We start from the raw sequence: 21,372 nt of genomic DNA, 5'->3' as shown, positions 1-21,372 counted from the left end.
CCTCGGCGGGGGCTCGAAGGGGGGTTCTGTCGAGGGTGCCGAGGTAGTCCAGGAGGGGCATCTCCACGACCGCAATGAGCTGGTCGGCGCGGATGCCCCAGGTGGGGGACGCGGTGCCCACTTTCGTCTTGGTCACAGGGAACCCGGCGGCCTGGCACCACTTGCGCAGGCGGGGAACGTCCCACCCCTGGAAGCCCCAGTTCTTGGCCTTGAGCCGGTCGAGGAGGTCGGCGATGTGGACTCCCTGGAGGCCTTCACCCTCGGCCATGGCGACGGCCTCCACGGTGAACGCGACCACAGTCCGGACGGCATCCGCGCCACGATCCTTCTCCCCCGCAGATTTTTCATGATCATTTGGGGTGGGTGTCTCCAGCCGGGGAGTGGCAGCGAACACGGCAGTGAACGCCACGACCACCCACCCGGCCGCTACGACAACCACGACCACGGGCATGTAGGGCGCCGCGTACGGGACCACGAAGAACCAGGCCAACACGCCGAGGAGGCCGAGGACTGCGAGCAGGATGAACAGGGCCAGGAAGCCGATGGCGCAGGAGTCGCCCGCGCTGGTCCGGCGGTGGCCTTTCTCGTCGGTGTCAAGGAACAGGCCGATCCACGCCCGTAGGCCCTTGAACACGGCATCCACGACGTACTGCACGATCAGGCGCGACCCCGTGAGGAAGAGCTGGAACGTCTCCTTGCTCCCCTGGAAGGGGATCGCCAGCTCACGCAGCAGCCCCCTCATGCCAGCCGCTCCAGCATGGCGCCGATCAGGTCGTAGAGGATGCCGAAGGAGCCGCCCGCGATGCCCCACGAGACACCGGCACCGATGCCGAAGAACAGAGGCCAGAACAGCTTTTGCCACTCCGGGAGGAAAGTCACCGCCGTCAGGAACAGGGCAATGCCCGCTGGGGTGACACCACCGGCCACGTTGGGATCGGCGAGGGTCGAGGCGGAGATGTCGTGCACGCCTTCCGCAATGACCCTCCACGTGCCTCCGGCCATGACACATAGGACGCCGAAGACGACGGCCGCGCCTCCGAGCCGTCGCGCGTCGCCGAGGACTTTCTTCACCGGCGCGGACTTGCGCCGGATGGCCATGATCAGGATTGCCCCCAGGGTGAGGGCCAGGGACGACAACCCCACCGCGAAGAGCCTCATGCCGTTGGCCCCGACAGCGGGCGCAGCAGATATGAGCAAGTTGAGCACAGGGGATCCTTCAAGGTCAGGACGCGTGCAGGGCGCAGGCGGTGACGGCCGTGGCGAGGGGGATGCGGGAGAACCAGCGGACGGGCAGGGTCTTGGCGCGGGTCTTCCACACGAGGAAGCCGGTTGCCCCGCAGAGGGCGACGTCCACGATGAGGAGGGCGACCTGCTGGGCGTCCAGGCCGGTGTGGGCGTGGATCGCGGCGGCCACAGTGGGAAGCAGATGCTCCCCGGTGCGGCGGCCGACCTCGGCGGCGAGGAGGGCGATTCCGGCCTGGCCGAGGAAGCCGTACGGGACGATCTCGGCGACGCCCTTGACCGTGACCACCTTCCAAGCCGCGGCCCCGGCAGCGAGGGCGCCCGCGAGCGCGAGCAGGCCGCCCGCGGCGCTCACGGCGTTCTGGGGGAACTGGCTCAGGTACATGTTGAGCCCGATCTGCCAACCTGCCGCGGCGGCGGTGCCGTTGAACAGCAGGAACATCCATGCCTTGCTGTCCCGGATCTGGCGGGGCAGCAATCGGCGTGCCCCAGTCGCGGGGGGCGTCGCCGGTGCCGGGGGCGCCTGCACCACCGGCTGCGGCTGCACAGGCTCTTCGACGAGACCGTCGTCCCGTCCTTCGTCTGGAGGCAGGGCGGCCACCTCGGGCGCCTTCCGGGGAGACAGCCGCCACCACTCGGGGGGCTTACTCCTCCCTTCCCCTTCTGCCAGGTCCTCCGTCTCTGCCTTGTCTACCTGCGGTTCTACCGGATCAACCGGGTCTGTAGACGGCGCGGAGGGGGGCTCCTCGCTGGTGTTGGCGGCGAGCAGGTCGGGCTTGCGCGGCATGCGCCAGTCGGGCAGGCGGGGCGCCCAGGTCGGACGCGGGCTGAGCACCGCGGCGGCCGGCGGGTACGTGGGCTCGGGCGGGGCCGCCACGGCGGCAGGCACAGGCTGCTGCTCGTCATCGGCGTCGTGGCCAGCAGGGCGGACGCCGAGGCGGCGCAGCGCCGCCCGGACCTTCGTCTCGTTCTCATCGGGTTCGTGGTTCACAGGTACAGCCCCGTTCCCTCTCCGATCCGCTTGCGAGCCTTCGCGAGCCGTCGGCCAGCAGTGGCCTCGCTCACGCCGAGGATCGGTGCGGCGTTGGTCTTGGTGAGCCGCTCGCCGCGCCTGAGCCGTTTGGCGAGCTCGGTGATCTGCTGCTCCTCGGTGCTGGCTACGGGCGCCCGATCCCGGTCCGGCTCGCGGTCCGGCTCAGCCGGGCTCGGGCCCGGCTCGCCGGTCTTCCGCGGGTTGAGGAGCGGGAGCCGCACGTTTGTCAGGGGCACGAACACCTGCCCCGCAGGCGCGACCGTCGCGCTGCGCTGCTGGTTGTCGTTGACGTCCGGCTTACGGTCGGGCTCGGTGTTCGGCTCAGCCGGGCTCGCGTCCGTCTCATCAGCCTCGGGCGCCTCAGTGGCGGGCACAGACGGCTCGGCCTGGCCGTCCTCCGGTTCGGGCGCGGCGACGGCGAGCGCGCTGCGGACGGTGGCGTTGAACCCGTCCGGCTCATCGCTCGACTCTGGCTCACCGAGCTCAGGCTCAACCGGCTCACCGAGCTCAACCGGCTCACCGGCAGTGAGCTCATGAGCCGGTGAGGCCGAAACAAGCATGTCGACGAGCGCAGCGTTCGCGCCCGCAGTGAGCTGCACCCGCTGGACATCGATGAGCTCGGCGCCGAGTTCGGCGTCGCCGTCCCCGGCCCGGCGCAGGAGCAGCCACGCAGCGAGCGCGGACCAGCGCTGGACCCATGCCCACGGGTGCCGCTCAGCTCGAGCCCGCTGGAACGCGATCCGTCGCATGATGCGCGCGTTGCGGCGCTGCGCCTCGATGTCGATACGGGTCCGGTAGACGACGATCCGACGGGCGAGCAGCCCGAGCCCCTCGGCCGAGGCGGACATAGCCATGGGCGTGATCCCGTACACCACGGCTTCTTTGAGGTTGTCGGCGACCGTAACGCCGGTGAGCGCGGCGCCGACCGGCGCGAGCCACAGCCCGAGGCGCACGGGCCATGGCGCGGCCTGCCCAAGCATTGTCAGCCCGACCATGACCAAGGCGAGGACGAGCGTCACGCCTTCGCCGGCGGCGACGACACCGATCGCGGTCGCCGCCCGGCCGAACTCGGTCACGACGTTCGTGTATGTGCCCCAGGCGCCGAGCCCGCCGGCGCCGACCATCGGGACCGCCGCGGCGATCAGGATGACGCACTGCCCCTGAGTGAGCTCGCGCGTCTCGGTCATGGGTCTGCCCTTCGTATGTCGATCCGGCGGATGGTCATCGGGCCCACGCCTCCCAGAGCCGCGTGCCATACGAGCCCCGTGTCTCGTCCGGCTCCGCCGGGGGCAGGAGTCCAAGAACCTCAGCAACCGGATCTGGGGCAGCGGGCGCCTGCTTGGCGATCTCCTCCAGTTCTTCCGCCCCAACCTGCTCAGCGATCTCCGTCAGGTCTTCCGCTGAGGAGTGCTCCGCGATCGCATCCATCTGTCTCTGGTCGATCTGCCGGGCAATCGCTGCCAGGTCCTCTGCTGCCGCCCGCTCCGCCAGAGCGAACAGCCCGCTGTCCGTGATCGCCTGCTCCGGGTCGCTGTCCCGCAGCACACCCGCGATCCCCAGCAGCCTTGCCCGGGCTTTCTCCGAGAGCGCATGGGGCGCGCTCGTCTGTTCGTTGGTGGCGCCCGGGGGATTATCCGGGCGCGCATCAGTACCCTGTGGCATGCGTCAGCCCCTGTAGTGGCAGGTCTGGCGTGGCCCCCGGTCGGCGTTTCCAAGGCCCCGACCGGGGGCCGACTTGTAGGCGCAACATGTGTTGCTTGCCTGACTGTATGGGACCCCCATACAGTCAGGCAAGCGGCCTTGGCGGACGAGGAGCCGGATGGCCGAGGAACAGGCAGGTAGCGAGGAGGAGGCGCAGAGAGTGTTCGACGCTCTGGACGCCCTCGAAGCGATGGAGGATGAGGGCGCCCGCGCACGCGCGATCAGCGCGGTTCTACGGGAGCAGCAGCCGCGGGTGAAGAGACTCAGCGATCTCCGCCGCGCCTACGTGCTCAAGCAGCGGGCCAAAAAGGTCTCAGTCCGGAAACTGGCGGCCGAGCTTCGCGTTTCCCCGTCCACCATCCAAGACATTGAGCGCGGCTGGACCGGTTCCGGGAAGGACCGGCCGCGCAAGGGGAGAAACCAGCACACAGACGGCGGAGAGGGAGACGCACAAGAGTCAGCCGGCGGCGACGCGCCATAACACGGCGAGGCACGAGCCGCTCACCACGCGCAACGCGTAGCGTCTATCGGTCTCGCAAGGGCTTCGCGGCTCAAGTACGGGCTCAATCGTCACACCCCCGTTTCCCTGCGCACGTGGAATTGCCCGGCCCCGGGCCGCGTTCGCGCAGTGCCGGGCTCGGAGGTGCGCCGTTCATCGATCGTTGCCCTGCGGCTGGGCGCGGCCCGCTGGGCCGATTCCTGTCTGATTCTGCGCGGGTCGCTCGTGGTGATCCGGTACGGTCTGCCCCTCTGAGTTGAAGGAGGGGGCGTCATGCGCAGATTCGGAAGTGTGTTAGCCGCAGCCGCGGCCGCTGCTGGGGCACTGACCGCGTGTACCGGCACAGAGGGCAGCGACTCGGCGAAGAACGACACCGCGACTTCGCAGGCGAGCCAGAGTGGCACACCTGCGAAGTCGAAGGCGCCGGTGGCGTCAAAGGACGTGCGGATCGTGAAGGCCGGTGTCGAGGATCACGAGGTGTGGGGGCCGAAGGCGTATGTGGTCCACTACGAGATCACGAACCACGGGAAGTCGGCGGCAGACTACTTCGCTCAGTTCGAGTTCCTGGACAAGGACGGCGATGTCCTGGGGGCGACCGGGGTGACGGCTGACAAGCTCGGCCCGGGCAAGACGCACAAGGGCGACTCGGCGCCGCTCGACTCGGAGATCACGAACGGCGCCATGAAGGACATCAAGAGCGTGCGAGTCTCGCAGGTCGACCGCACCTGACGGCCCTGTGCGTAGAGCCCCTGGCCGGGCGCGCTGTCAGGGGCTTGAGTAGTCAGGGGCCGTTCCGAACGTCATCCGCCGCGTCCGGAACGTTCGCGTCTAAGTGTGTCCGAATGGTGTCCGGGATGGCCCTGTGCATCCGACTTCGCCGTTACTGGGGCTCTCCGGAGTGTCCGGGCAGTCGTCCGTGGTGGGCATCCGGCGCGTGACCCCGGCGGCCGGTCAGCGGTTGGTCAGCACGTGGACGAGGCATATCTGTGGGCCCAGTTGGAGGACCAGACCGAGCGACAGCCGCTCATCACCCGGGGCGAGGCGCGGGCCGCCGTCGCGCTGCTGCGGCATCTGGCCGAGCAGCGCGGCAAGCTGGCTAACGTCGCAGAAGAGTTGGCGGGGAATCTGGCGCGCCGACTCCCCGCCGAGTAGGAGCTTCGCGACCTCGCCGCGCGCCTCGGTAGGGCGCACAGGCGTGCTCCAGGTGGGCGGCCTGGGGGTGCGTACGCATGCCAGCGGCGGCAGGCTGGCGGTATGACCGGGGTACCACGTGTGGTCGTCCAGCCGCCTTCACCGACGGGCGGCCGGCGGGTGCGCGTGGACGGGGTGATCCTCGGCGTCGCGTATGGGATCGCTGACCTGCTCGAATTCCTCCGCCGAGCCGGGCTGGAGGACGTGGAGAGTCTGGACCTGGAGACGTCACCCCTAATCGAGTGGCGCGGCGGCGGCCCCGACATGTGGCCGCCGCCCGCCAGGTCGTGATCAGTCGTATGGATGGACTTGACGACTGGCCGCGTTCACCCCCAACGGGTCGACGAAACCGACAGGGGCCCCGCGTATGCGCCCCCTCACGGAACTCGGTGTCGTCGCGAGCGATGTCCTCGAGGGGCGCCGCGGAAGCATCCGGGCGGTGCGGAGGCGGGGCACGGTTCACGCACCGCTCACCTCCCGTGCAGCCCCGGGACCTGGGAGGTGCTCGGCGTACAGGCAGTCAGGGCACCGACTCTTGGGGTCGCGGTTGTGGTGCTCCCGACCGCAGCCGCAGACACGCAAAGGTGCGGCCGGATCCTGCCGCGGCCAGGAAGCAGCCCCAGGGGCGCCTGGGGCGGACTTGCTCGTCCCGGATGGCACCGGCGTCAGGAACGCCCCTTGCACGGGCGTGTGATCGTCTTCCTGGGCCCCCGCCGCGGCGCGCTCGCATCCGCCGCAGAGCTCCTTAGTGGTGCGCACAAGCGGGATGCCGCAACGGCACCGGCGGAACAGCCGATCGCCGTCTTCTGCCTGTTCGCGGGATTGATCGTCGTCGTCCCGCGTACCCCCGCCCACCGGTGGCTGAGGTAGGTGAGAAACCCCATCGTGGTCAGGTTCTGGGTCCCTACCGGAGGTAGGGAGGACATGGTCCCCCCCGGCGGGAACGGGTTCCGGAACCCGTTCCGCAACGGGTTCGGTGGGCGTTCCAGAACGGGTTCCGGAATCCCCGGAACCCCCGGCGGGAACGGGTTCCGGAACCCCGGCCGGGAACGGGTTCCGGTCCCCGTTCTGCAACGGCTTCCGGACCTCGACGTCACCCACGTCGACCGCCATCAGGTCAGCGATCTCCTTCGCTTTGAGCGCCCTCTTACGGCGGGCCTGCCGGGTGTCGGTGTAGTGGTGGAGGTGCGCGTCCCACTCCAGCCGGCCGCCGCCGAGAGGCACGATCAGCTGGTACATGGAGGACTGGTTCGGCCGCCGCTTGCGCTGGAGGAGCCCGACTCCCATGAGCACCTTCACGGCCCTGGTGACGGTCTCCTCCGTGCACCCGGCGATGGTGGCGAGGGTCTTCCCGGAGGGAAACGCGTTGCTGCCGTCGGCGTCAGCGTACGTGGCGATCAGGATGCCGATGTGCACGCACTTGGACACCTCGGTCCGCCTCACACGCAGCGCCTCGTCACGTACGCGGTTGATCCACGCGTTCCGTACCGTCTGCACGCGGTCTTGGGTGTTCACGCGCTCTATTTCTTCCTCTGCATCGTTCTGGTGGAGCTGCCGAGCGCCGCGGGCGGCGGAGGGAGTCAGCCGCTGGTGGATGTCTCGCTGCGTGCGGCGGGGAGCGCGCCCCGGTCGACAAGACCGGGACCGACTGGCCGTGCCGTGCCCGTCACGACCCGTCCTGCGGCGGGAACAGCCCGTCGCACTGATCGCCGTCGGCGGGCCCCGGCCGGGGCTGGTGCCAGTCGGCAGCGTGGCCGGTCTCCTCGGTGACAGTCGCCGTCGAGTAGCAGGGGGTGCACAGCATCCGGAGAAGTCCGTCGCGCCGCGAGCGGTGCGCGCTCACATGCCGGGCGTGCCCGCACAGCAGGCAGCGGCCCAGTACCGGCACGGAGCTCGCCGTTTGCCCCGACCGCCCGGGGTTCGGCGTCCGGCGGCGGTGCGCGGCGAGGTCGACCACGTCCGGGGGCAGTTCTGGCGCCGGGCGCTGGGCCGGGCATGTCGCGACGTGCGGCATGTGCAGCCGCTCCCGCCCGGCAAGCGGCAGCTCCGCCGACGGCCTACGAGAGCGCCCCGTGCCCGTGCCGTCCCGGTACACCGCAGCGTTGCCCTCCGGGTTCGGCTCTGGGTCGACAGCAAGCCGCTTGCCAGCTTCGGTGACGGTCCACAGCAGGTCACGGCCGCAGTCCGGGCAGCGCGTGGTTCTACGCATCTGGCGCCTCCTCCTACGGGGCATCAGCGCAACGTCCCTGGCGAGGAGAGCGCGGCTCCAGGGGTGCCGCGCACGGGTCTCGGGGCGTGGGCGGACGGGGTGTCAGGCGAGGCGCGCGGACTCGTACGCGGCGGCGGCCTCCTCGGCCTGTCGGCGGAGCGCGTCCTCGGCGCACGTCTTGTGCGCGGGCTTCCGGGCGCTGTCTCGCAAGTGCGTCAGCTTGCCGCAGTACCGGCACGGGCGTTCCTCCCTGGACCAGTGAGCTGATGATGTCCAGTCGAGAACGCCGCTTTCAGGCAGCTTGGGCCGAGGCTCATGACGCCGGCGCCGAGGCATCGACCGCCTCCTCCGTCTGCTCCGCCGCTGCGGCGCCCCGCCCAGCAGCCCGGCGCAGCAGCGCCCGCCGCTCGGCCTCGTCCAAGCCGCCCCACACGCCATGGGCCTCGCGGCGCTCCAACGCCCCCGCGAGGCACTCGTCGCGAACGGGGCAGCGTTGGCAATAGCTCTTGGCCTCCGCAGTGAGCAGCCGGACCAGGCCCGCATCACCGACGGGGAAAAACACATCCGGGTCCCCCGACTTCCTACAGGCGGCACCGCGGTCCCAATGAACGGGGCGGGGCAACGTGTCAGGCGCTCTACGAGGGAAGAACGGCATTAGCAGCCACCTCCAGCAGTGCATCCGGATGCGTCCGGACCGATGTCTGCGGACATGCCCGGACACAGATCCGCGCAGATCAGCACCTCGCCCCCAGCCGTGGTCGGCCGGTTGTCCGCGCATTTCCGGACAGCAGCGCGGACACGCGTCCGCAGCGGTCCTCGGCGGGCCCGGTGTCGCCCGGTGGGCCGCAGTCGCCACCACGCGGCGACCACGACCACAACGGCCAGCAACGGGCCCCACACCGGCACGGTCAACACCAGGGGCGCCGCCATGCCTAAGACCGTCAGCCACACGTCAAGGGCTTCCATCGCTCACCCCCGCGTCCGTGCGCCACCGGGTGACGGTCCGCTCCGAGACCCCGAGCCGGGCGGCGATCGCCCGCGCGGGCATCTCCATGTCAGTGGTCATCAGCACCGCGGCGTGCCGCTGCTCGCCCTCTGTCAGCTCGGGCAGCGGCAGCACGCCGCGGACGACCCGTTCAACGGCGATGAGGTCCAGGCCGCGGTGCCACGTCGCAAAGGGCGGGGCCTCGATCACGCGCCGGTCTCCTTCCGGCGCCGCTCCTCGCGCATGGCCCTGTCCTCGAGGTGGCCGCCAGCCACGCAGAACGGGTAGTTGCACGTGGGCTGGACTTTGCCCTGCGGCTCCCGTCCCTGCTCGGCGCGGAACGCCCACCGGTAGACGGTCGTCGTCTGATTCCGCAGATTGAGCACGGGCGTACCGCGCGGGTGGGTCGCCCCGATCCAATGCAGATGACCGCCGTCAACGGCGACCGTCTGTGCGGTGAACAACTCCTCCAACGTCGCGGCAGCGGCGCGGCGCCCCCGCTGGTACGTGGGGATGTTCAGGCCCTGGCGCACCTCATCGACCTCGCGCCAGCGACAACCCAGACGACGGGCGACGGAGAGATTCGAAACGTCGGCGCTGTCCAGGGCGCGGGCGATCTCCTCCTTGGTGATCACGGCGCCACCTCCGGCCACAGTGCCCTTTCCACCGCGATGCGGTGGGCCTTGGGCACCAAGCTGATCGGCTTGCCGAGCCAGTCCCTGCCAGCCGCCATCAGCACCACGGCGTCACACGCGTTGTCGTTGCCGCCGGTCTGCCACTGCGGCCACCGGCGAGCGACCTGGTCGACGACGACGGTCTTGGCGCCAATCCCCTTGCCCGTGGCGTACGTGATCCGCTGGTTCGTGGACACGAGCCCGACGGGAATGCCCACGTCCGTCAGGTACTCGTACACGCGCCACCACAACCACCCGCGCTCGTGGGCGCCACCGCCGGACTGCGCCAAGGCGGCCCGTTCCAGGACGGCCAGGTCCGGGTGGCCGATGCCGGTCACCACGGCGTTGAGGACGCGCCGCATCTGCACCAGCCGCGCCCCGTACGAGAGCTTGGTGATCGGGTTGTTCTTGTCCTGGTAGCCGATGCCCCGGCACCAGCCCTGGGAGCTCGCGAGGCCGGTCGCGGTCAGGCTGGTGTCCACCCCGACCACGCGCGGGCCTTCACGGCCGGGGACATCCTCGGCCGGGTCCGACGAGAAACGCAGCAGCTTCGGCCCGTTCACGCGTCACCGCCCGAGGCCTCGTCCGCCGGGGCGCCGTCCCCGTGCCCCGCCCCCGGGTCCATCCAGCCGTCGGGCAGCGGCGGGGCGGCGCGGATACGCGTGAGGACCACGTCGTCGGCCGTGGCTGCACGGCAGTTGGCTTCGGCTTCCAGGAACGTGCCGGGCAGCTCCTGAGGGTCAAGGCCAGTGTGGGCAGTGAGCTGGTCCAACAGGACTGTGACCGGCTCTTGGATGTGCCAGCCGACCACGACGACCGAGGCAGTACGCGCTTGGAGGTCAACGGCCAGCACCTCGACCGGGGTGACGAACCGATGGTCTCCACGCACGGCGAGGTACAGACAGCCCACCTCGGTCACCACGTGGCCGGCCGTCTCGGTTTCGAGGGCGAACCCGGCCGCCCGGAGCCGGGCGAGGGGCTGCGTGTCCTCAACAGTCCCGCCGTCGGCAAGGGCACGGAGCGTGACCTCCACGTCCGGCGGTAGCGGGTGCTCGGTGGCGTACCGGGTTACCCGGATGCGCTCGGCCCGCCACGCGTGCGTGCCGCGTGTGGCCGGCGAGGAGCACGGGCAGCGGTAGACGGTCTGGCGGTGCTCGTCCGAGGTCAGCCCGAAGCACTGCCTCAGGCTGGTCCGGCCGCGTTCGCACAGCTGCGCCGTGCAGCACCGGCAGTTGGGACAGTCTCGTTGGGCGGGCCGTACGTAATCCGGCCCGAACGGTTCAATGGTCACTGATCACCTGCGGTCTCGTGCCCGCAGTTCCAGCAGCACTTGGAGCCGTCGACGCGGAAGGCGTGCGGCTGCGTGCGCTGCTCGCGCGGGCAGTGGTCGTAGTCGGTGGCGTCGACATCGCCATCCGCGAGGAGCGCGGCGAGGTTGATGTCCGGGGGAAGCTCCGGGGCCTGGTCCTCGTCGCCGGTGGCCGGGACGGTCGCAGCGCTCGGCGCGCGAAGGCTTCGAGCGGCGGTCGGCCACAGGCGGGCCGCAACCGTGAGGCCAACGCCGCACACCATCACTGCGGTGCCGATGACGACCGGGTCGTTCATGACGGCTCACCAACCCGCGGGGCCGGGATGAGCGGCCACTCCAGCCGGACCGTGGCGGCGAGTTGTTCCTTGCCTGGGGTCCGGGCGAAGTGGTCGCGCAGTCCGGACTGCTGCTCGTACGCCCACCGGACCTGCTCGGCGTGCAACGCCTCCAGCGCCAGGCGCGTGAGCCACCGATGACGGAGGCCGATCTTCCAGACGACCGCGCAGGCGGCGATGGCGTCGGTGTCGGCGGAGTGCGCGCCGTCCAGCGCCACCACATAGTGGCGGCACAGGTCTGCCAGCGTCCGCCCTCCCCGGCGGAAACGATCGACGCGCTTGTCCAACACCTTCGGGTCGATGACGTGCGGCGTCACCAGGTCGAACAGCGGGGTCACACCGTGGCGGCGGGCCTCGCGGTCCAACATCGTCAGGTCGTACGCGGCGTTCATGGCGACGATGGGCCAGCCCTGGCCGACCGCCGCGACGAGCGCGGCGGTGATCTCGGTGACGACGGCCGCGGCCGGGCGGCCCGCAGTGCGGGCCGCCTCGGTCGTGACGCCGTGCACCGCCGTGGCCTCGGCCGGGATCGCCACGCCAGGGTCGGCGATCCACGTCCGGGCCTCCGTGGGCTGGCCGCCGCCGTAGATGACGACGCAGCCGGTCACGATGCGGTCCCGTTCCGGGTCGGTGCCCGTGGTCTCGAAGTCCAAGCCCACCAGCGGGCGACGGTGCCACGTGATCATGCGCGAGCCCGCCCCCTCCGGTCTCGGCGGGTCGTGCGCTTCGGCTGGCTCCGCTTCCTCCCGCTGCGCTTGCGAAGCAGCAGCGGCGTGGCGGCCGGGCCGTCCTGCGATCCCTCCGAAGCCGTGTGAGCCCGCTCCGCCTCGGCGACGAGTTGGGCGGACTCGGGGTCCGGGGCGTGAAGGATCTGCGGGGTACCGGCTTCTCCAGCGTCCTCAACGGTTTCCAGCGCGCGGAGTTCCGCCGACGTCGGCACGAGCTTCGACATGCGGCGGATCGCCGACTTCTGCCACATCTGGTCAAAGTGCGTGTGCCAGGTCGAGTCGTGCGTCCCGGCCTCCTGCGCGCGCTGGTACGCCTTGCTCCAGCCGTCGCGGATCTCCTCGGCCTCCTCGCGGTTGAGGAGGGCCACCTGAGACCGGGAACCGCCCTTGAGCCACGCGAACGCGTACGCCAGGACCGGCGCGCCGCGCTGCTCCTTCGGCAGCTCCGGGCGGGGCTTGTGTGTGAAGTCCAGCGGGGCCGGGGCGGTCGGGGTGAACTCCCACTCGTCGCCCTCGTAGATCAGCCCGACGTGGACTGATTCGACCCGGCCGGACCGGTACATCAGGTCGACATAGCCCTGATACATGGGCACGAACGTCGCGAGCGCGCCGTCCCGGACGATCGCGGCGTGGCGGCCGTCGGGGACCAGGCCGAATCGCGCCGAAGTGAGGAGGGCTTGCAGGACGCTCGCCGGGGTGCAACGGGTCAGCGTCGGCAGCACCGCCCGGACAGCGGCGAAGAACGCGCCCTTGTCGACGTGCGACGGGAGCGCGTCGGTGAAGTGACCTTCGTACCGAGACAGGAACATCATCACGGCGTCGGCCGCAGCAACGTCCTCGTGTCCGCCGGCCTGCTCGGCCTCGGCCGTCTCGTCCGCCTGGTCGTGGCGCACGGGACCATTGGGGACTGACCGCTCCTCGGTGGCGGCGCGAACGCGGTCCCTAAGCGTGGAGGGGATCATCCGTCACCGTCCCTTCGCCGGGACGCGCAGCACGCGGGCCCGGTACTTGCGGTAGGTCTCCGGGTGGTCGGCGGCGAGCTGATCGGTGTCGATGGCGTCGACCCGCCGCGTGTAGGCAGCGGCCAGCTCCGGCATCTCCTCGCGGAACCGGGAGGAGGCGAACGTCCCGTTCTGCTTCCATGTCCACGCCGACTTGGAGCCGACCCGGGCGACCTCGGCCTCCCCGGTCAGGAGCCGCATCTCGTTTTCGACGGTGCGCAGTTCGTCGACGACCGCCTTCTCCTGCTCCTTGAGCGCGGTGCGCTTCTCGCGCAGCCCCACCGCCCGGCCGAGGTCGACGTCCACGACCTCACCGGGCTTGACATCCCACAGCTTCGACAGCAGGTCAGCGGTTGCCTTGAGCCCGTCGGCCGGCGGCGGGAAGCCGTCGACAACGTGGTCCTGATACCAGCGCCCGCAGTGGTCGACGAGGTAGCCGATCAGCTCCTCATCCCGCTCCAGGCGGTACTTGCGCAGCCGATTGCCGCCGATCAGCGCGGCCACCCACGCGTGCGACCACCCGCACGTGGCCATGTACCAATGGGCCTGGATCGCCGGGGAGTCGGGGACGCCCTCTTCCCAGTCATCGGCCTGGTACTCGCTGCGGTTCTTACACTCCAGCGGGGCGACCACCACGCCGTCGTCGTCGAGGACGAACCGGTCAACGTTGGCGAGCTGCCAGGCTCGGTCGACGTGCGCGAAGGTGCCAGGCGTCTCCGCGGTGTCGAGGCCGGTCTCCTCAGTGAACGCCTCGGCTATCAGCGCCTCCAGACGGCGGCCCCACTTCATCGGCTGCGTATCACGCTGATCGCCGCGGCCGTGCTTGGTCTCGTAGACGTGGCGCGGGCCGCGGTAGGGGTCCAATGCGAGAATCGCGGCGACGTCGGAACCGCCGATCCCGGCGGCGCGCACGGCGTGCCATTCGGCCTCGGAGGCATCGGCGGGGAGGATCAGGCGGGCGGTCGGCACATCGGGCCGACCGGCGGCCGGGGCCTCAACGGCCCCGGCCAGCACGGTCATCGTGGTCATGTGGCGACACCTCCGGCGGTTTCGTCATCGGTGAGGGAGTGGACGGCGTCAGCCCAGACGGAGTCGACAGCGACTGACCTGACGGGCGCGGCCGGGGCCGGGCGCTTCCAGACGTCGCCGTACGCGGCCTCGTGGCGGGCGGCGATCCGGCGGGCGGCCTCCGGACCGGCGAGGACCTCGCCCCGCGCCATCTGGCCGAGAACCCGTTCGTGGTCCTGCATGCGATTCATCGGGCACCGTCTTCCGGCTGGTCATTGGCAGCGGCGTGGTCGGGCCTGGCCTGGCGCGGGGGCTGTTTAGGCACGGGTGTCACCGCCCTCGGTGACCTCGGTCCAGCCGTTGAACTCGCCCTCGTCGCGGAAGTCGCCGTGCCACAGCGATCCGGGCTCCCCGGCCCGGGACCACCCGATCGCGCGGAGGTGACCGCGGTCAGGGTGGCGGGTGACGTGCTCGACGCGGAAGAGGGTGGTCATCTCAGGGGCCCGGTATCCGGTCTGGCCGTGGGCGTAGGTGCGGCCAGGCTGGAAGAAGTCGGCGGGCTGGGCGACCTCTGCCCCGGTAGGGGTGACCTTCCCCGCCTCCCCAGCGGCCGGAGCGTCGGTGAACCACATCTGGAGCTCGACGATCAGCGCGTCTCCCGACGGTGCCCGCCGCATCCCGGCGCCGCCACACGCCCCAATCAGCGGCGGCTGCCCGTCGATGATGAGCGTCGAGCAGAGGGGCCACGAAGCGACGGCCAGCTGCCGGAACGCCGTCTCGCTGTTGGCGTGCGGCTCGCCGTAGGCGTGAGCGGCGCGGGTGATCTCGCCCCCGGCGGGGGTGACCTCCCCGGCCTCGTCAGCCATTTGCTCCAGGAACTCCTCCTCGCTGACCAGGAAGAGGTGCCCCATGCGGCGGGCCTCACGGAGTGCGGCGGCGGCCTCACGCAGCACCGTGGCGCGTGCCGCGTGCTCAGCCTTGCGGTAGTGCTCGGGGCCGGTCACAGCGTCTCCCTTGTCTTCCGGTGGCGGCCGTGGGGGGTGAACAGGTCACCGGCCGGGGCGGCCTTGTTGAGCAGGGCGGCACTGTCGCGGCCCCACGTGACGGCGGACGCGCCGGTCTTGGCGTCGGCGAGGCGCATCGCCCAGAAGAACGGCACCAGCGCGACGGCGTACAGGGTGATAGCGAGAGCGACGCACGCGATGACGTCGGCGAATGAGGTCGTGTCGCTCATGTGGCGACCGCCTGGCGCTCGTGGTGGATACTGCTTTCCATGGGATACCGAGCTCTCCTAGAAGTAGAGGTGTCCTGATGGGCGGTCCGGACCCGGCCCGGTTCGGATCGCCCCTGAAATTGCCGCTACGCCGCGGCGTGTGTCCGGCGTCCGCGTGACGGTGTGATCGACCGCCAGGCAGGCCGTGTGCTCTGCGGCTCAGCCGGTTCGGCCGTGAACCGCGCTTGAATAGGGCGGAGTTCGCAGGGGCAGAACGCCACGCTTTCGCAAGCACGGTTCCGGGCCGTCACGCTGCCGCCGACCCCACGGGTTCCGGGACACCCGATCCAACGGGCTCCGGGACACCCGCGCGGCGTGCCTCAAGGACTACGAGCGGGCAGTTCAGCTCGGCCGACAGAATGCGCAGTTTCGCGGGGGTCGCATTGCGCCGCCCGGACTCGATGTCATTCAGCAACTGCTCGCTGAATCCGCAACGCTCGGCCAAGGCCCGCTTGGTGAGCCCAGAGCGCTCCCGGGCGAAAGTGACGGCTTCGGGGACATGGTTGAGGGGGGCGCCGCGAGGACGCCTCTGGTGGTCAGCCATGACTTCAACTTAGCGCGTAGATACGCGTACTTCAATATCTACGCGAAGGCATGCGTAGCGATGCGCAGCTCGGCGCAGTTCGTGAGCCAGGTGCGCCGTAGCGCGCCCCCCGCACTACTACGCGCCCATGGATCGGAAATCAGCTCAAACTCCGGACCGATGTGGTATGTAGCGCGTAGTTGTGGGAACCTGCGCGGTATGACATCCAAGACGAACCCCACCCCCCCGCCAGAGGCCGCGCTCATCAAGACGGCCCTGAAGCGAACCCGTATCTCAGGACGCGCAGCAGCCAAGCAGGCAGGCATCAGCGACGCCCGATGGCGGCAAATCATCTCCGGCTACCAGAGCGTCAGCGGCACGAAGATCGCCGTACACGCACCACCAGACACCCTCGCCCGCATGGCACTGGTCGTCGGCGTCACCCCTCAGCAGCTCGCCGACGCAGGCCGCAACGACGCAGCCGAAGCCCTCGAGGAACTCGCCATGGCAACAGCTGGGCGACCGACCGGGCCCTATGCCAACGACCCCAACGTGGAGGCCATCGCCACCCTCCTCCGTAACCTCCCCACCGAAGCGCAAGAGGAGGTCCTGCGGCGGCTACGCGGCGCCGAGCCGGCACACGACGAACCCGGGGCGATTACTCAGCGCCGTCACGCGGGTTGACTGGCGTAACAGCAGACACATAGAAAGGGGTCTTTACGCTGATCTACGCCTAAACCAATGGCATATGCCTTTGGCGATGGCGTGGGAGAGGGGACAGAGTGGTCGACGTCTTCCTGTCAGGGGTCCTAGGGGCCGTAGTCTTGGCGCTCGCACTCATCGCCCGCCAGCAAAGAAATCTCACAGCAGCAATTACTCAGCTGAGGGTGGAGGTCACCGCCCAGAAAATCGCCACCCTCACCCACCGCGCATCCCCCACCAAGACGCCCGAGGACACTCCCGAACCGGCCCGCCGGAAGCGCCATCTAGCGCTCTACATCGGCGGCGGCGCGGTGGCTGCCTTTACAGCCCTGGGCGCCTTGTTCCGGTCCATATGGCGGCGGCACCGCGCCGCAACCGCCGCCGCAACCGCCGTGACCGTCGCAGCCGCCGGAACCGCCGCCGCATTAGTCCTCACCGCCGCGCCCGGGACACCCCCCGCACGCGACGTTCCCAAACCGTCGGCCACCGCGCCAGCCCGCTCCGATGACAACGATGCCAGGAACCCGGCGGCCGACGAGGACCCAGCCGCGTACAGCAACGACGATGCGACCTCACACCCGGCCACAGGCGCCCCTACGAGCCCGCCCAGCCGGGCTCCGGCCGCCGCGCCCGTCCGGACGCACACGTCCCCCAACACGCCGGGCGCGTCCCCCACTGCAACTACGCCGACGCCAACGGGGACCACGCCCGGTCCGGACCCCACAACGGACACCCCGACGCCTACCGATACCGCGCCCATACCAACGGGGACCACGCCCGGTCCGGACCCCACGACGACCATCCCGAAGCCGTGCCACACCGCGCCGGGCCCAGACCCCGCGCCGGACCACGGCAGGATGCCCTCCGCCCACGGCAGGCACGACGGCCGCAACGACGCGCGCCACGGCCACCGGCACAACCGGCCCCCGAGCCGGTGCCGCTAACCCGTCCCGGGCGCCGTCCGGGCGGCGTACGGACGCCCCCAGACCCCACGGGCCGGGCTCAACGGGCGGCCTTCTTCTCGAGGACCCATACGTAGTGCCACTTGCCGTGCGCGCGTTTGGGTTTGATGTCGGCAAACGCCTGGATGGTCGGCCACAGGCCGGTGGCACCGGCCGCGATCGTCGCACTGGAAGCGAGCGCACCTTGGAGGGCCTCGGGACGGACTGCGGCAAGGACGGCGCTCGTCGTACCCAGTACCGCGCCGCAGCGGTTGAGTGCCCGGGACCGGGTCGCGCTGCTCATCTCAGCGGTAGCGGCGTTCAGCTCGTCACGGATGGAGAGCGCGACCCGTTCCAGAGCTACCTGGGAGTCGACCGCTTCGAGTGCGTCGTCGAGTTCGAGGAGCCGGGAGCGCATGAAGTCGCGGTACTGGCTGTAGGAGTCGAACTCCTCACTGGTGACTTGTGCGAAGTCGCTGAGGCTGAGCCCGTTGATGAAGGGGAGATCAATCTCCAGGATCGGCCGGACCACCCGGCTGGCGAGAGGCTTCGCCCTCGCCAGATCCACGGCGCGGCCGTGCTCCACCACGAAGTCGATGGACCGGTCACTGAACGAAGGGAGCGGACCGGCCGGCCTAGTATCCAGGTCAAACCCCGAAGTCCCTCCCGTGCTCCCTTCTTGGAAGACCGGCCCATACCAGACCAGCCCGCTGCGCAGCAGAGGCTCAGCGTCCAGGAGCCACTGACCCAACTCGACAAGATCCCTGGTCACCATCCCGTAGCGCCATCTCCGGATTGCGGTTCCGCCTTGGGAAGCACCACCGCGAGTGTCGCTTCCCGCCGGATAGGTCCGGACTTCCTCCCCGAGTTCGTGCACCGCTCCGACCCCGTGGTCGGACAACAGCATCGTGTCCGCCACCAGGACCACCCGCTTGGTGACATGCGTGAAGCTCCCCATGTCTGAGGACAGCCCGACGTAGTACGGGGAGGTCGAGACGGCCTTCGCCCTCAGGAGACTCTCGTAGCAGGGATAGAGAGTGCGGCCGTACTTGAGGGCGACGTCTTGGACAGACGCTCTCTTCTGCGCCACGAGCGAGTCGTAGAACTCGTTCATCCGGACCGCCACGCCCCGGTTCTCCCAGGCTCGCCGGCCCTGCCACGCTCGCCATGCACGTCGGAACATCCGTAAAGCATGATGGGTGGCTGAGCACCCGGTCCAGCAGTCGACATCCCCAGGGCCGGGGCCTCGATCTCGCCGCTCGGGTAAGAGGAGCAGTGCGAAGGGGCCCCACCACGCGAGCCCTCTCCGGCACGTTCGGCTGTCAGAGTGGGGTTATTTCGCTTCGTCCGAGCACTGGCCGAGCTAACGATCTTGCTGGATGCAGAAAGGCCCCCACCCGAGCGGGGGCCTCCATGTTTCCGCAGGTAGAACGGATTCTGCCCGCGTAGTGCCCGGTGGGGCGGGTGGGACTCGAACCCACGGCCGACGGATTATGAGTCCGCTGCTCTAACCGGCTGAGCTACCGCCCCGTAACGGCGCGTCGCGCACATCCGCGCGCGCCGTCTGCCGCAGCATAGCCGCTCATACGATCTGTTGCTTCGAGGGGCCGGGGATGGGTACCCCCATGTCCGCTTACTGGGGGCCATGACGGGCCGGAGGCCGGAGCGGTCGGGCAGGGGGATCAAAACGGGGCGGGGAATGAAAAAGGACCCCGTGGGGTCCTCTCCCGCTGCTCCCCCGACTGGACTCGAACCAGTAACCCTCCGGTTAACAGCCGAATGCTCTGCCAATTGAGCTACAGGGGACCGAGCTCCCCCGACTGGACTCGAACCAGTAACCTGCCGGTTAACAGCCGGCTGCTCTGCCAATTGAGCTACAGGGGATTGCTCCGTGTGCACCGACCGCGACCCCATCCGGGGCTCCCGGACGGCGTGCGCTCGCTGCGACACATACATTAGCGCAAGCAGGGGGGTGCTCCGCCAATCGGTAACCTCGTGGGTGTCCACGGCGGCCGTGGGTGATCTGCGGCCGGGACGGGTAGGCGCTGCACGACCCCAGGGTCCGATGCGAGGGACAACCAGAAGGGCAGGTCGATGCGGTACCGGCTGACGTTCATCACGGGGCTGGCTGTCGGATACGTGCTCGGTACGCGGGCCGGCCGCGAGCGGTACGAGCAGCTGCGTACATGTGCGCAGCAGTTCGTACGGAATCCGGCGGTCCGGAACACCGCCGAGACGGCCGCGCTGGGCGGGCGGCAGGCGGCGGCCAGGGCCTTTGAGAAGACCAAGCCGCTGCGCGAGCGGATCGGGCAGCGGGAGAAGTCCGCCGGCGGGGAGGACGACTGGGGGACGAGCAACACCTAGCCCTCCGCGGTGGCATGATCTGGGTCCATGGGGATAGTCGCCGGGTTGGACAGTTCGTCCGAGAGCACACGGATCGTCGTCTGCGATACGGATACGGGAGCCGTGATCAGGCAGGGTTACGCCCCGCACCCCGCGGCCGACGCCGCGACTCCCCCAGGGGCCGCCCCCGCCTCGCCGTACGACGTGGACCCCCAGTCCTGGCTGCTGTCGCTCGGCGAGGCCGCCGGGGGCAAGCTGCTGGAGGGGGTCCAGGCCATCGGCGTATCGGCGCAGGGGCACGGGCTGCTCACGCTGGACGCGGGCGGGGCGCTCGTACGGCCCGCCCTGGTGGGCAACGACAAGCGCGCCCAGTCCGCGGCCGCCGACCTCATCGACTCGCTCGGCGGCCGCGCCGCATGGGCACAGGCGGTCGGCGCCGTGCCGAGCGCGACGCAGGCCGTCGCCAAACTGCGGTGGCTGGCCCGTACCGAGCCGGACGCGGCGCGGCGGGTGACCGAGCTGATGCAGCCGCACGACTGGCTGGTGTGGCAGCTGCTGGGGCGGCCCGCCCGGCGCACCACCGACCGCGGCACGGCCTCCGACACCGGCTACTGGTCCGCCGCGACCGGCTCCTGGCGCCCCGACCTCATCGAGCTCGCGCTCGGCCACCAGGTGCGGCTGCCCGAGGTCATCGGCCCCGCCGAGGCCGCCGGCCACACCCCCGAGGGGCTGCTGATCTCCGCCGGGACCGGCGAGACCATGGCGGCGGCCTTCGGCCTCGGCGTCGGCATCGGCGACGCGGTGATCTCGCTCGGCGCCTCGGGTTCCGTCTTCTCCGTCCACCACGAGGCGCTGGTCGACCCCTCCGGCACCATCACCTCATACGCGGACGCCACCGGTATGCATCTGCCCGTCGTCCATACGCTCAACGCCGTACGGGCGCTGCGCGGCACCGCGGAGCTGCTGAGCGTCGACCTGGAAGAGCTCTCCGCGCTCGCGCTCAAGTCCACACCCGGCTCGTACGGGCTGGTCCTGCTGCCCTACCTCGAGGGCGAGCGCACCCCGCATCTGCCGCACACCGCCGGGACGCTGACGGGGCTGCGGCGCGAGAGCATGAAGCCCGAGCACCTGGCCCGCGCCGCCTTCGAGGGCATGCTGTGCGGGCTCGCGGACGCGCTGGACGTGCTGCGCGGGCGCGGGGTCGCGGTGCGGCGGGTGTTCCTGCTGGGGCCCGCGGCGGACCTGCCCGCGGTGCGCGCCATCGCCCCCGCGCTGCTGGGCGCCCAGGTCGTGGTACCCCAGCCCGCGGACTACGCCGCGCTGGGCGCCGCCCGGCAGGCCGCCTGGGCCCTGGGCGCCGCGCACGGCACCCTCTCACCGCACCAGCCACCGCTGTGGCCGGCGGCCGCGAGCCAGGTCTTCGAGGCGGGCGAGGAGCTGGCGGTGGGGCAGGCGGTGCGGCAGCAGTACGTCGCGGTGCGCGAGCAGACCCACCCGGGGGCGTTCGAGGCCGGCCCGGGCGTGGGGCAGCTGGGGTAAGCCCGGGTGTGGGGCAGCTGGGGTAGGCCCTGGCAGCGGTTGGTTCAGGCGGCCGTCAGTCCAGGTAGCCGCGGAGCTGGTCCGCGAACGCATGGTCCCGCAGCTTGTTGAGCGTCTTCGACTCGATCTGCCGGAT

General features: G+C 70.4%; 28 protein-coding genes and 3 tRNA genes. 7 read left to right on the top strand and 24 right to left on the bottom strand.

What is annotated here, in order from left to right:
• The 5 genes from CCN51_RS31220 to CCN51_RS31200 all read right to left on the bottom strand — a co-directional run.
• On the bottom strand, window positions 1-742 hold a 742-nt coding region (locus tag CCN51_RS31220), incomplete at its 3' end, for a hypothetical protein (protein WP_086860362.1).
• Window positions 739-1,206 (bottom strand): hypothetical protein, encoded by a 468-nt coding sequence (locus tag CCN51_RS31215; RefSeq protein WP_143675934.1) that lies wholly within the window; start codon window positions 1,204-1,206, stop codon window positions 739-741. The genes CCN51_RS31220 and CCN51_RS31215, both read right to left, overlap by 4 nt.
• A 16-nt stretch (window positions 1,207-1,222) precedes the next feature.
• On the bottom strand, window positions 1,223-2,233 hold the full coding sequence (locus CCN51_RS31210) for a hypothetical protein (protein ID WP_086860357.1): 1,011 nt from the start codon (window positions 2,231-2,233) through the stop codon (window positions 1,223-1,225).
• Window positions 2,230-3,462 carry a hypothetical protein gene (locus tag CCN51_RS31205; protein WP_086860355.1) on the bottom strand — a complete coding sequence of 411 codons (1,233 nt, stop codon included), beginning with the start codon at window positions 3,460-3,462 and terminating at the stop codon, window positions 2,230-2,232. The genes CCN51_RS31210 and CCN51_RS31205 overlap by 4 nt, the downstream gene beginning before the upstream one ends.
• Before the next feature lie 34 nt (window positions 3,463-3,496).
• Entirely contained in the window at window positions 3,497-3,937 is a 441-nt protein-coding gene (locus CCN51_RS31200; protein WP_143675933.1) for a hypothetical protein, read from the bottom strand.
• Between the two features lie 157 nt (window positions 3,938-4,094).
• Between CCN51_RS31200 and CCN51_RS31195 the strand changes: the two genes are divergently transcribed.
• The 4 genes from CCN51_RS31195 (at window position 4,095) to CCN51_RS31180 (ending at window position 5,957) form a co-directional block, all read left to right on the top strand.
• The gene (locus CCN51_RS31195; protein WP_086860351.1) at window positions 4,095-4,457 is read left to right on the top strand and encodes a helix-turn-helix domain-containing protein; all 363 of its coding nucleotides are present in this window, start codon (window positions 4,095-4,097) and stop codon (window positions 4,455-4,457) included.
• Window positions 4,458-4,901: 444 nt separating this feature from the next.
• Complete coding sequence (locus CCN51_RS31190) at window positions 4,902-5,204, top strand: hypothetical protein (protein WP_245881713.1); 303 nt, start codon at window positions 4,902-4,904, stop codon at window positions 5,202-5,204.
• A 240-nt stretch (window positions 5,205-5,444) separates the two neighbouring features.
• Window positions 5,445-5,627 (top strand): hypothetical protein, encoded by a 183-nt coding sequence (locus tag CCN51_RS53640; RefSeq protein ID WP_107426112.1) that lies wholly within the window; start codon window positions 5,445-5,447, stop codon window positions 5,625-5,627.
• A gap of 102 nt (window positions 5,628-5,729) precedes the next feature.
• Window positions 5,730-5,957 carry a hypothetical protein gene (locus tag CCN51_RS31180; RefSeq protein WP_086860345.1) on the top strand — a complete coding sequence of 76 codons (228 nt, stop codon included), beginning with the start codon at window positions 5,730-5,732 and terminating at the stop codon, window positions 5,955-5,957.
• Between the two features lie 168 nt (window positions 5,958-6,125).
• On the opposite strand, the gene CCN51_RS31175 is transcribed toward CCN51_RS31180, so the two are convergent.
• The 15 genes from CCN51_RS31175 to CCN51_RS31100 all read right to left on the bottom strand — a co-directional run bounded on the left by CCN51_RS31175 (window position 6,126) and on the right by CCN51_RS31100 (window position 15,732).
• Complete coding sequence (locus CCN51_RS31175) at window positions 6,126-7,181, bottom strand: helix-turn-helix domain-containing protein (protein ID WP_086860343.1); 1,056 nt, start codon at window positions 7,179-7,181, stop codon at window positions 6,126-6,128.
• Between the two features lie 151 nt (window positions 7,182-7,332).
• Entirely contained in the window at window positions 7,333-7,875 is a 543-nt protein-coding gene (locus CCN51_RS58070; RefSeq protein ID WP_245881712.1) for a hypothetical protein, read from the bottom strand.
• A gap of 313 nt (window positions 7,876-8,188) precedes the next feature.
• Window positions 8,189-8,530 (bottom strand): WhiB family transcriptional regulator, encoded by a 342-nt coding sequence (locus CCN51_RS31160; RefSeq protein ID WP_086860339.1) that lies wholly within the window; start codon window positions 8,528-8,530, stop codon window positions 8,189-8,191.
• Between the two features lie 297 nt (window positions 8,531-8,827).
• On the bottom strand, window positions 8,828-9,070 hold the full coding sequence (locus tag CCN51_RS31155; protein WP_086860337.1) for a helix-turn-helix domain-containing protein: 243 nt from the start codon (window positions 9,068-9,070) through the stop codon (window positions 8,828-8,830).
• Window positions 9,067-9,495, bottom strand: a complete 429-nt coding sequence (locus CCN51_RS31150; protein WP_143675932.1) for a hypothetical protein — start codon at window positions 9,493-9,495, stop codon at window positions 9,067-9,069. Before CCN51_RS31150 ends, CCN51_RS31155 begins: the two co-directional genes overlap by 4 nt.
• On the bottom strand, window positions 9,492-10,097 hold the full coding sequence (locus CCN51_RS31145) for a hypothetical protein (protein ID WP_086860333.1): 606 nt from the start codon (window positions 10,095-10,097) through the stop codon (window positions 9,492-9,494). The genes CCN51_RS31150 and CCN51_RS31145 overlap by 4 nt, the downstream gene beginning before the upstream one ends.
• Complete coding sequence (locus CCN51_RS31140) at window positions 10,094-10,825, bottom strand: hypothetical protein (protein ID WP_086860331.1); 732 nt, start codon at window positions 10,823-10,825, stop codon at window positions 10,094-10,096. The genes CCN51_RS31145 and CCN51_RS31140 overlap by 4 nt, the downstream gene beginning before the upstream one ends.
• Window positions 10,822-11,139, bottom strand: coding sequence for a hypothetical protein (locus tag CCN51_RS31135; RefSeq protein ID WP_086860329.1), 318 nt, complete (start codon window positions 11,137-11,139; stop codon window positions 10,822-10,824). The genes CCN51_RS31140 and CCN51_RS31135 overlap by 4 nt, the downstream gene beginning before the upstream one ends.
• Entirely contained in the window at window positions 11,136-11,864 is a 729-nt protein-coding gene (locus CCN51_RS31130; RefSeq protein WP_086860327.1) for an exonuclease domain-containing protein, read from the bottom strand. The genes CCN51_RS31135 and CCN51_RS31130 overlap by 4 nt, the downstream gene beginning before the upstream one ends.
• Complete coding sequence (locus tag CCN51_RS31125; protein WP_245881711.1) at window positions 11,861-12,799, bottom strand: RecT family recombinase; 939 nt, start codon at window positions 12,797-12,799, stop codon at window positions 11,861-11,863. Before CCN51_RS31125 ends, CCN51_RS31130 begins: the two co-directional genes overlap by 4 nt.
• A gap of 72 nt (window positions 12,800-12,871) precedes the next feature.
• Window positions 12,872-13,936 (bottom strand): YqaJ viral recombinase family nuclease, encoded by a 1,065-nt coding sequence (locus tag CCN51_RS31120; protein WP_086860323.1) that lies wholly within the window; start codon window positions 13,934-13,936, stop codon window positions 12,872-12,874.
• Window positions 13,933-14,166 carry a hypothetical protein gene (locus CCN51_RS31115; RefSeq protein WP_211303270.1) on the bottom strand — a complete coding sequence of 78 codons (234 nt, stop codon included), beginning with the start codon at window positions 14,164-14,166 and terminating at the stop codon, window positions 13,933-13,935. The genes CCN51_RS31120 and CCN51_RS31115 overlap by 4 nt, the downstream gene beginning before the upstream one ends.
• A 66-nt stretch (window positions 14,167-14,232) precedes the next feature.
• Window positions 14,233-14,919: a hypothetical protein gene (locus CCN51_RS31110; RefSeq protein ID WP_086860319.1), complete on the bottom strand. Its 687-nt coding sequence runs from the start codon at window positions 14,917-14,919 to the stop codon at window positions 14,233-14,235.
• Entirely contained in the window at window positions 14,916-15,149 is a 234-nt protein-coding gene (locus CCN51_RS31105; protein WP_086860317.1) for a hypothetical protein, read from the bottom strand. The genes CCN51_RS31110 and CCN51_RS31105 overlap by 4 nt, the downstream gene beginning before the upstream one ends.
• 286 nt (window positions 15,150-15,435) lie before the next feature.
• Entirely contained in the window at window positions 15,436-15,732 is a 297-nt protein-coding gene (locus CCN51_RS31100) for a helix-turn-helix domain-containing protein (protein ID WP_086860315.1), read from the bottom strand.
• A gap of 198 nt (window positions 15,733-15,930) precedes the next feature.
• On the opposite strand from CCN51_RS31100, the gene CCN51_RS31095 reads away from it, so the two are divergent.
• A complete protein-coding gene (locus tag CCN51_RS31095; RefSeq protein WP_086860313.1) occupies window positions 15,931-16,395 on the top strand; it encodes a helix-turn-helix transcriptional regulator in 465 nt (154 codons plus the stop codon).
• A 1,020-nt stretch (window positions 16,396-17,415) separates the two neighbouring features.
• Here the strand turns inward: CCN51_RS31095 and CCN51_RS31090 are convergent.
• From CCN51_RS31090 to CCN51_RS31075, 4 genes are all read right to left on the bottom strand, one after another.
• Window positions 17,416-18,468 (bottom strand): hypothetical protein, encoded by a 1,053-nt coding sequence (locus tag CCN51_RS31090; RefSeq protein ID WP_143675931.1) that lies wholly within the window; start codon window positions 18,466-18,468, stop codon window positions 17,416-17,418.
• Between the two features lie 342 nt (window positions 18,469-18,810).
• Window positions 18,811-18,884: transfer RNA gene (locus CCN51_RS31085), tRNA-Ile, on the bottom strand.
• Between the two features lie 203 nt (window positions 18,885-19,087).
• Window positions 19,088-19,160, bottom strand: a tRNA-Asn gene (locus CCN51_RS31080).
• Window positions 19,161-19,165: 5 nt separating this feature from the next.
• A tRNA-Asn gene (locus CCN51_RS31075) sits at window positions 19,166-19,238 on the bottom strand.
• Between the two features lie 210 nt (window positions 19,239-19,448).
• On the opposite strand from CCN51_RS31075, the gene CCN51_RS31070 reads away from it, so the two are divergent.
• Window positions 19,449-19,718: a hypothetical protein gene (locus CCN51_RS31070; RefSeq protein WP_014179930.1), complete on the top strand. Its 270-nt coding sequence runs from the start codon at window positions 19,449-19,451 to the stop codon at window positions 19,716-19,718.
• Window positions 19,719-19,745: 27 nt separating this feature from the next.
• Window positions 19,746-21,236 carry an FGGY family carbohydrate kinase gene (locus CCN51_RS31065; RefSeq protein ID WP_043487670.1) on the top strand — a complete coding sequence of 497 codons (1,491 nt, stop codon included), beginning with the start codon at window positions 19,746-19,748 and terminating at the stop codon, window positions 21,234-21,236.
• Window positions 21,237-21,372: the final 136 nt, after the last annotated feature.

It is taken from the genome of Streptomyces milbemycinicus (assembly GCF_002154605.1).
Taxonomy (GTDB): domain Bacteria; phylum Actinomycetota; class Actinomycetes; order Streptomycetales; family Streptomycetaceae; genus Streptomyces; species Streptomyces milbemycinicus.
Note: the sequence above shows the minus strand (reverse complement) of the source record. Positions and strands in the feature narration are given on the sequence as shown.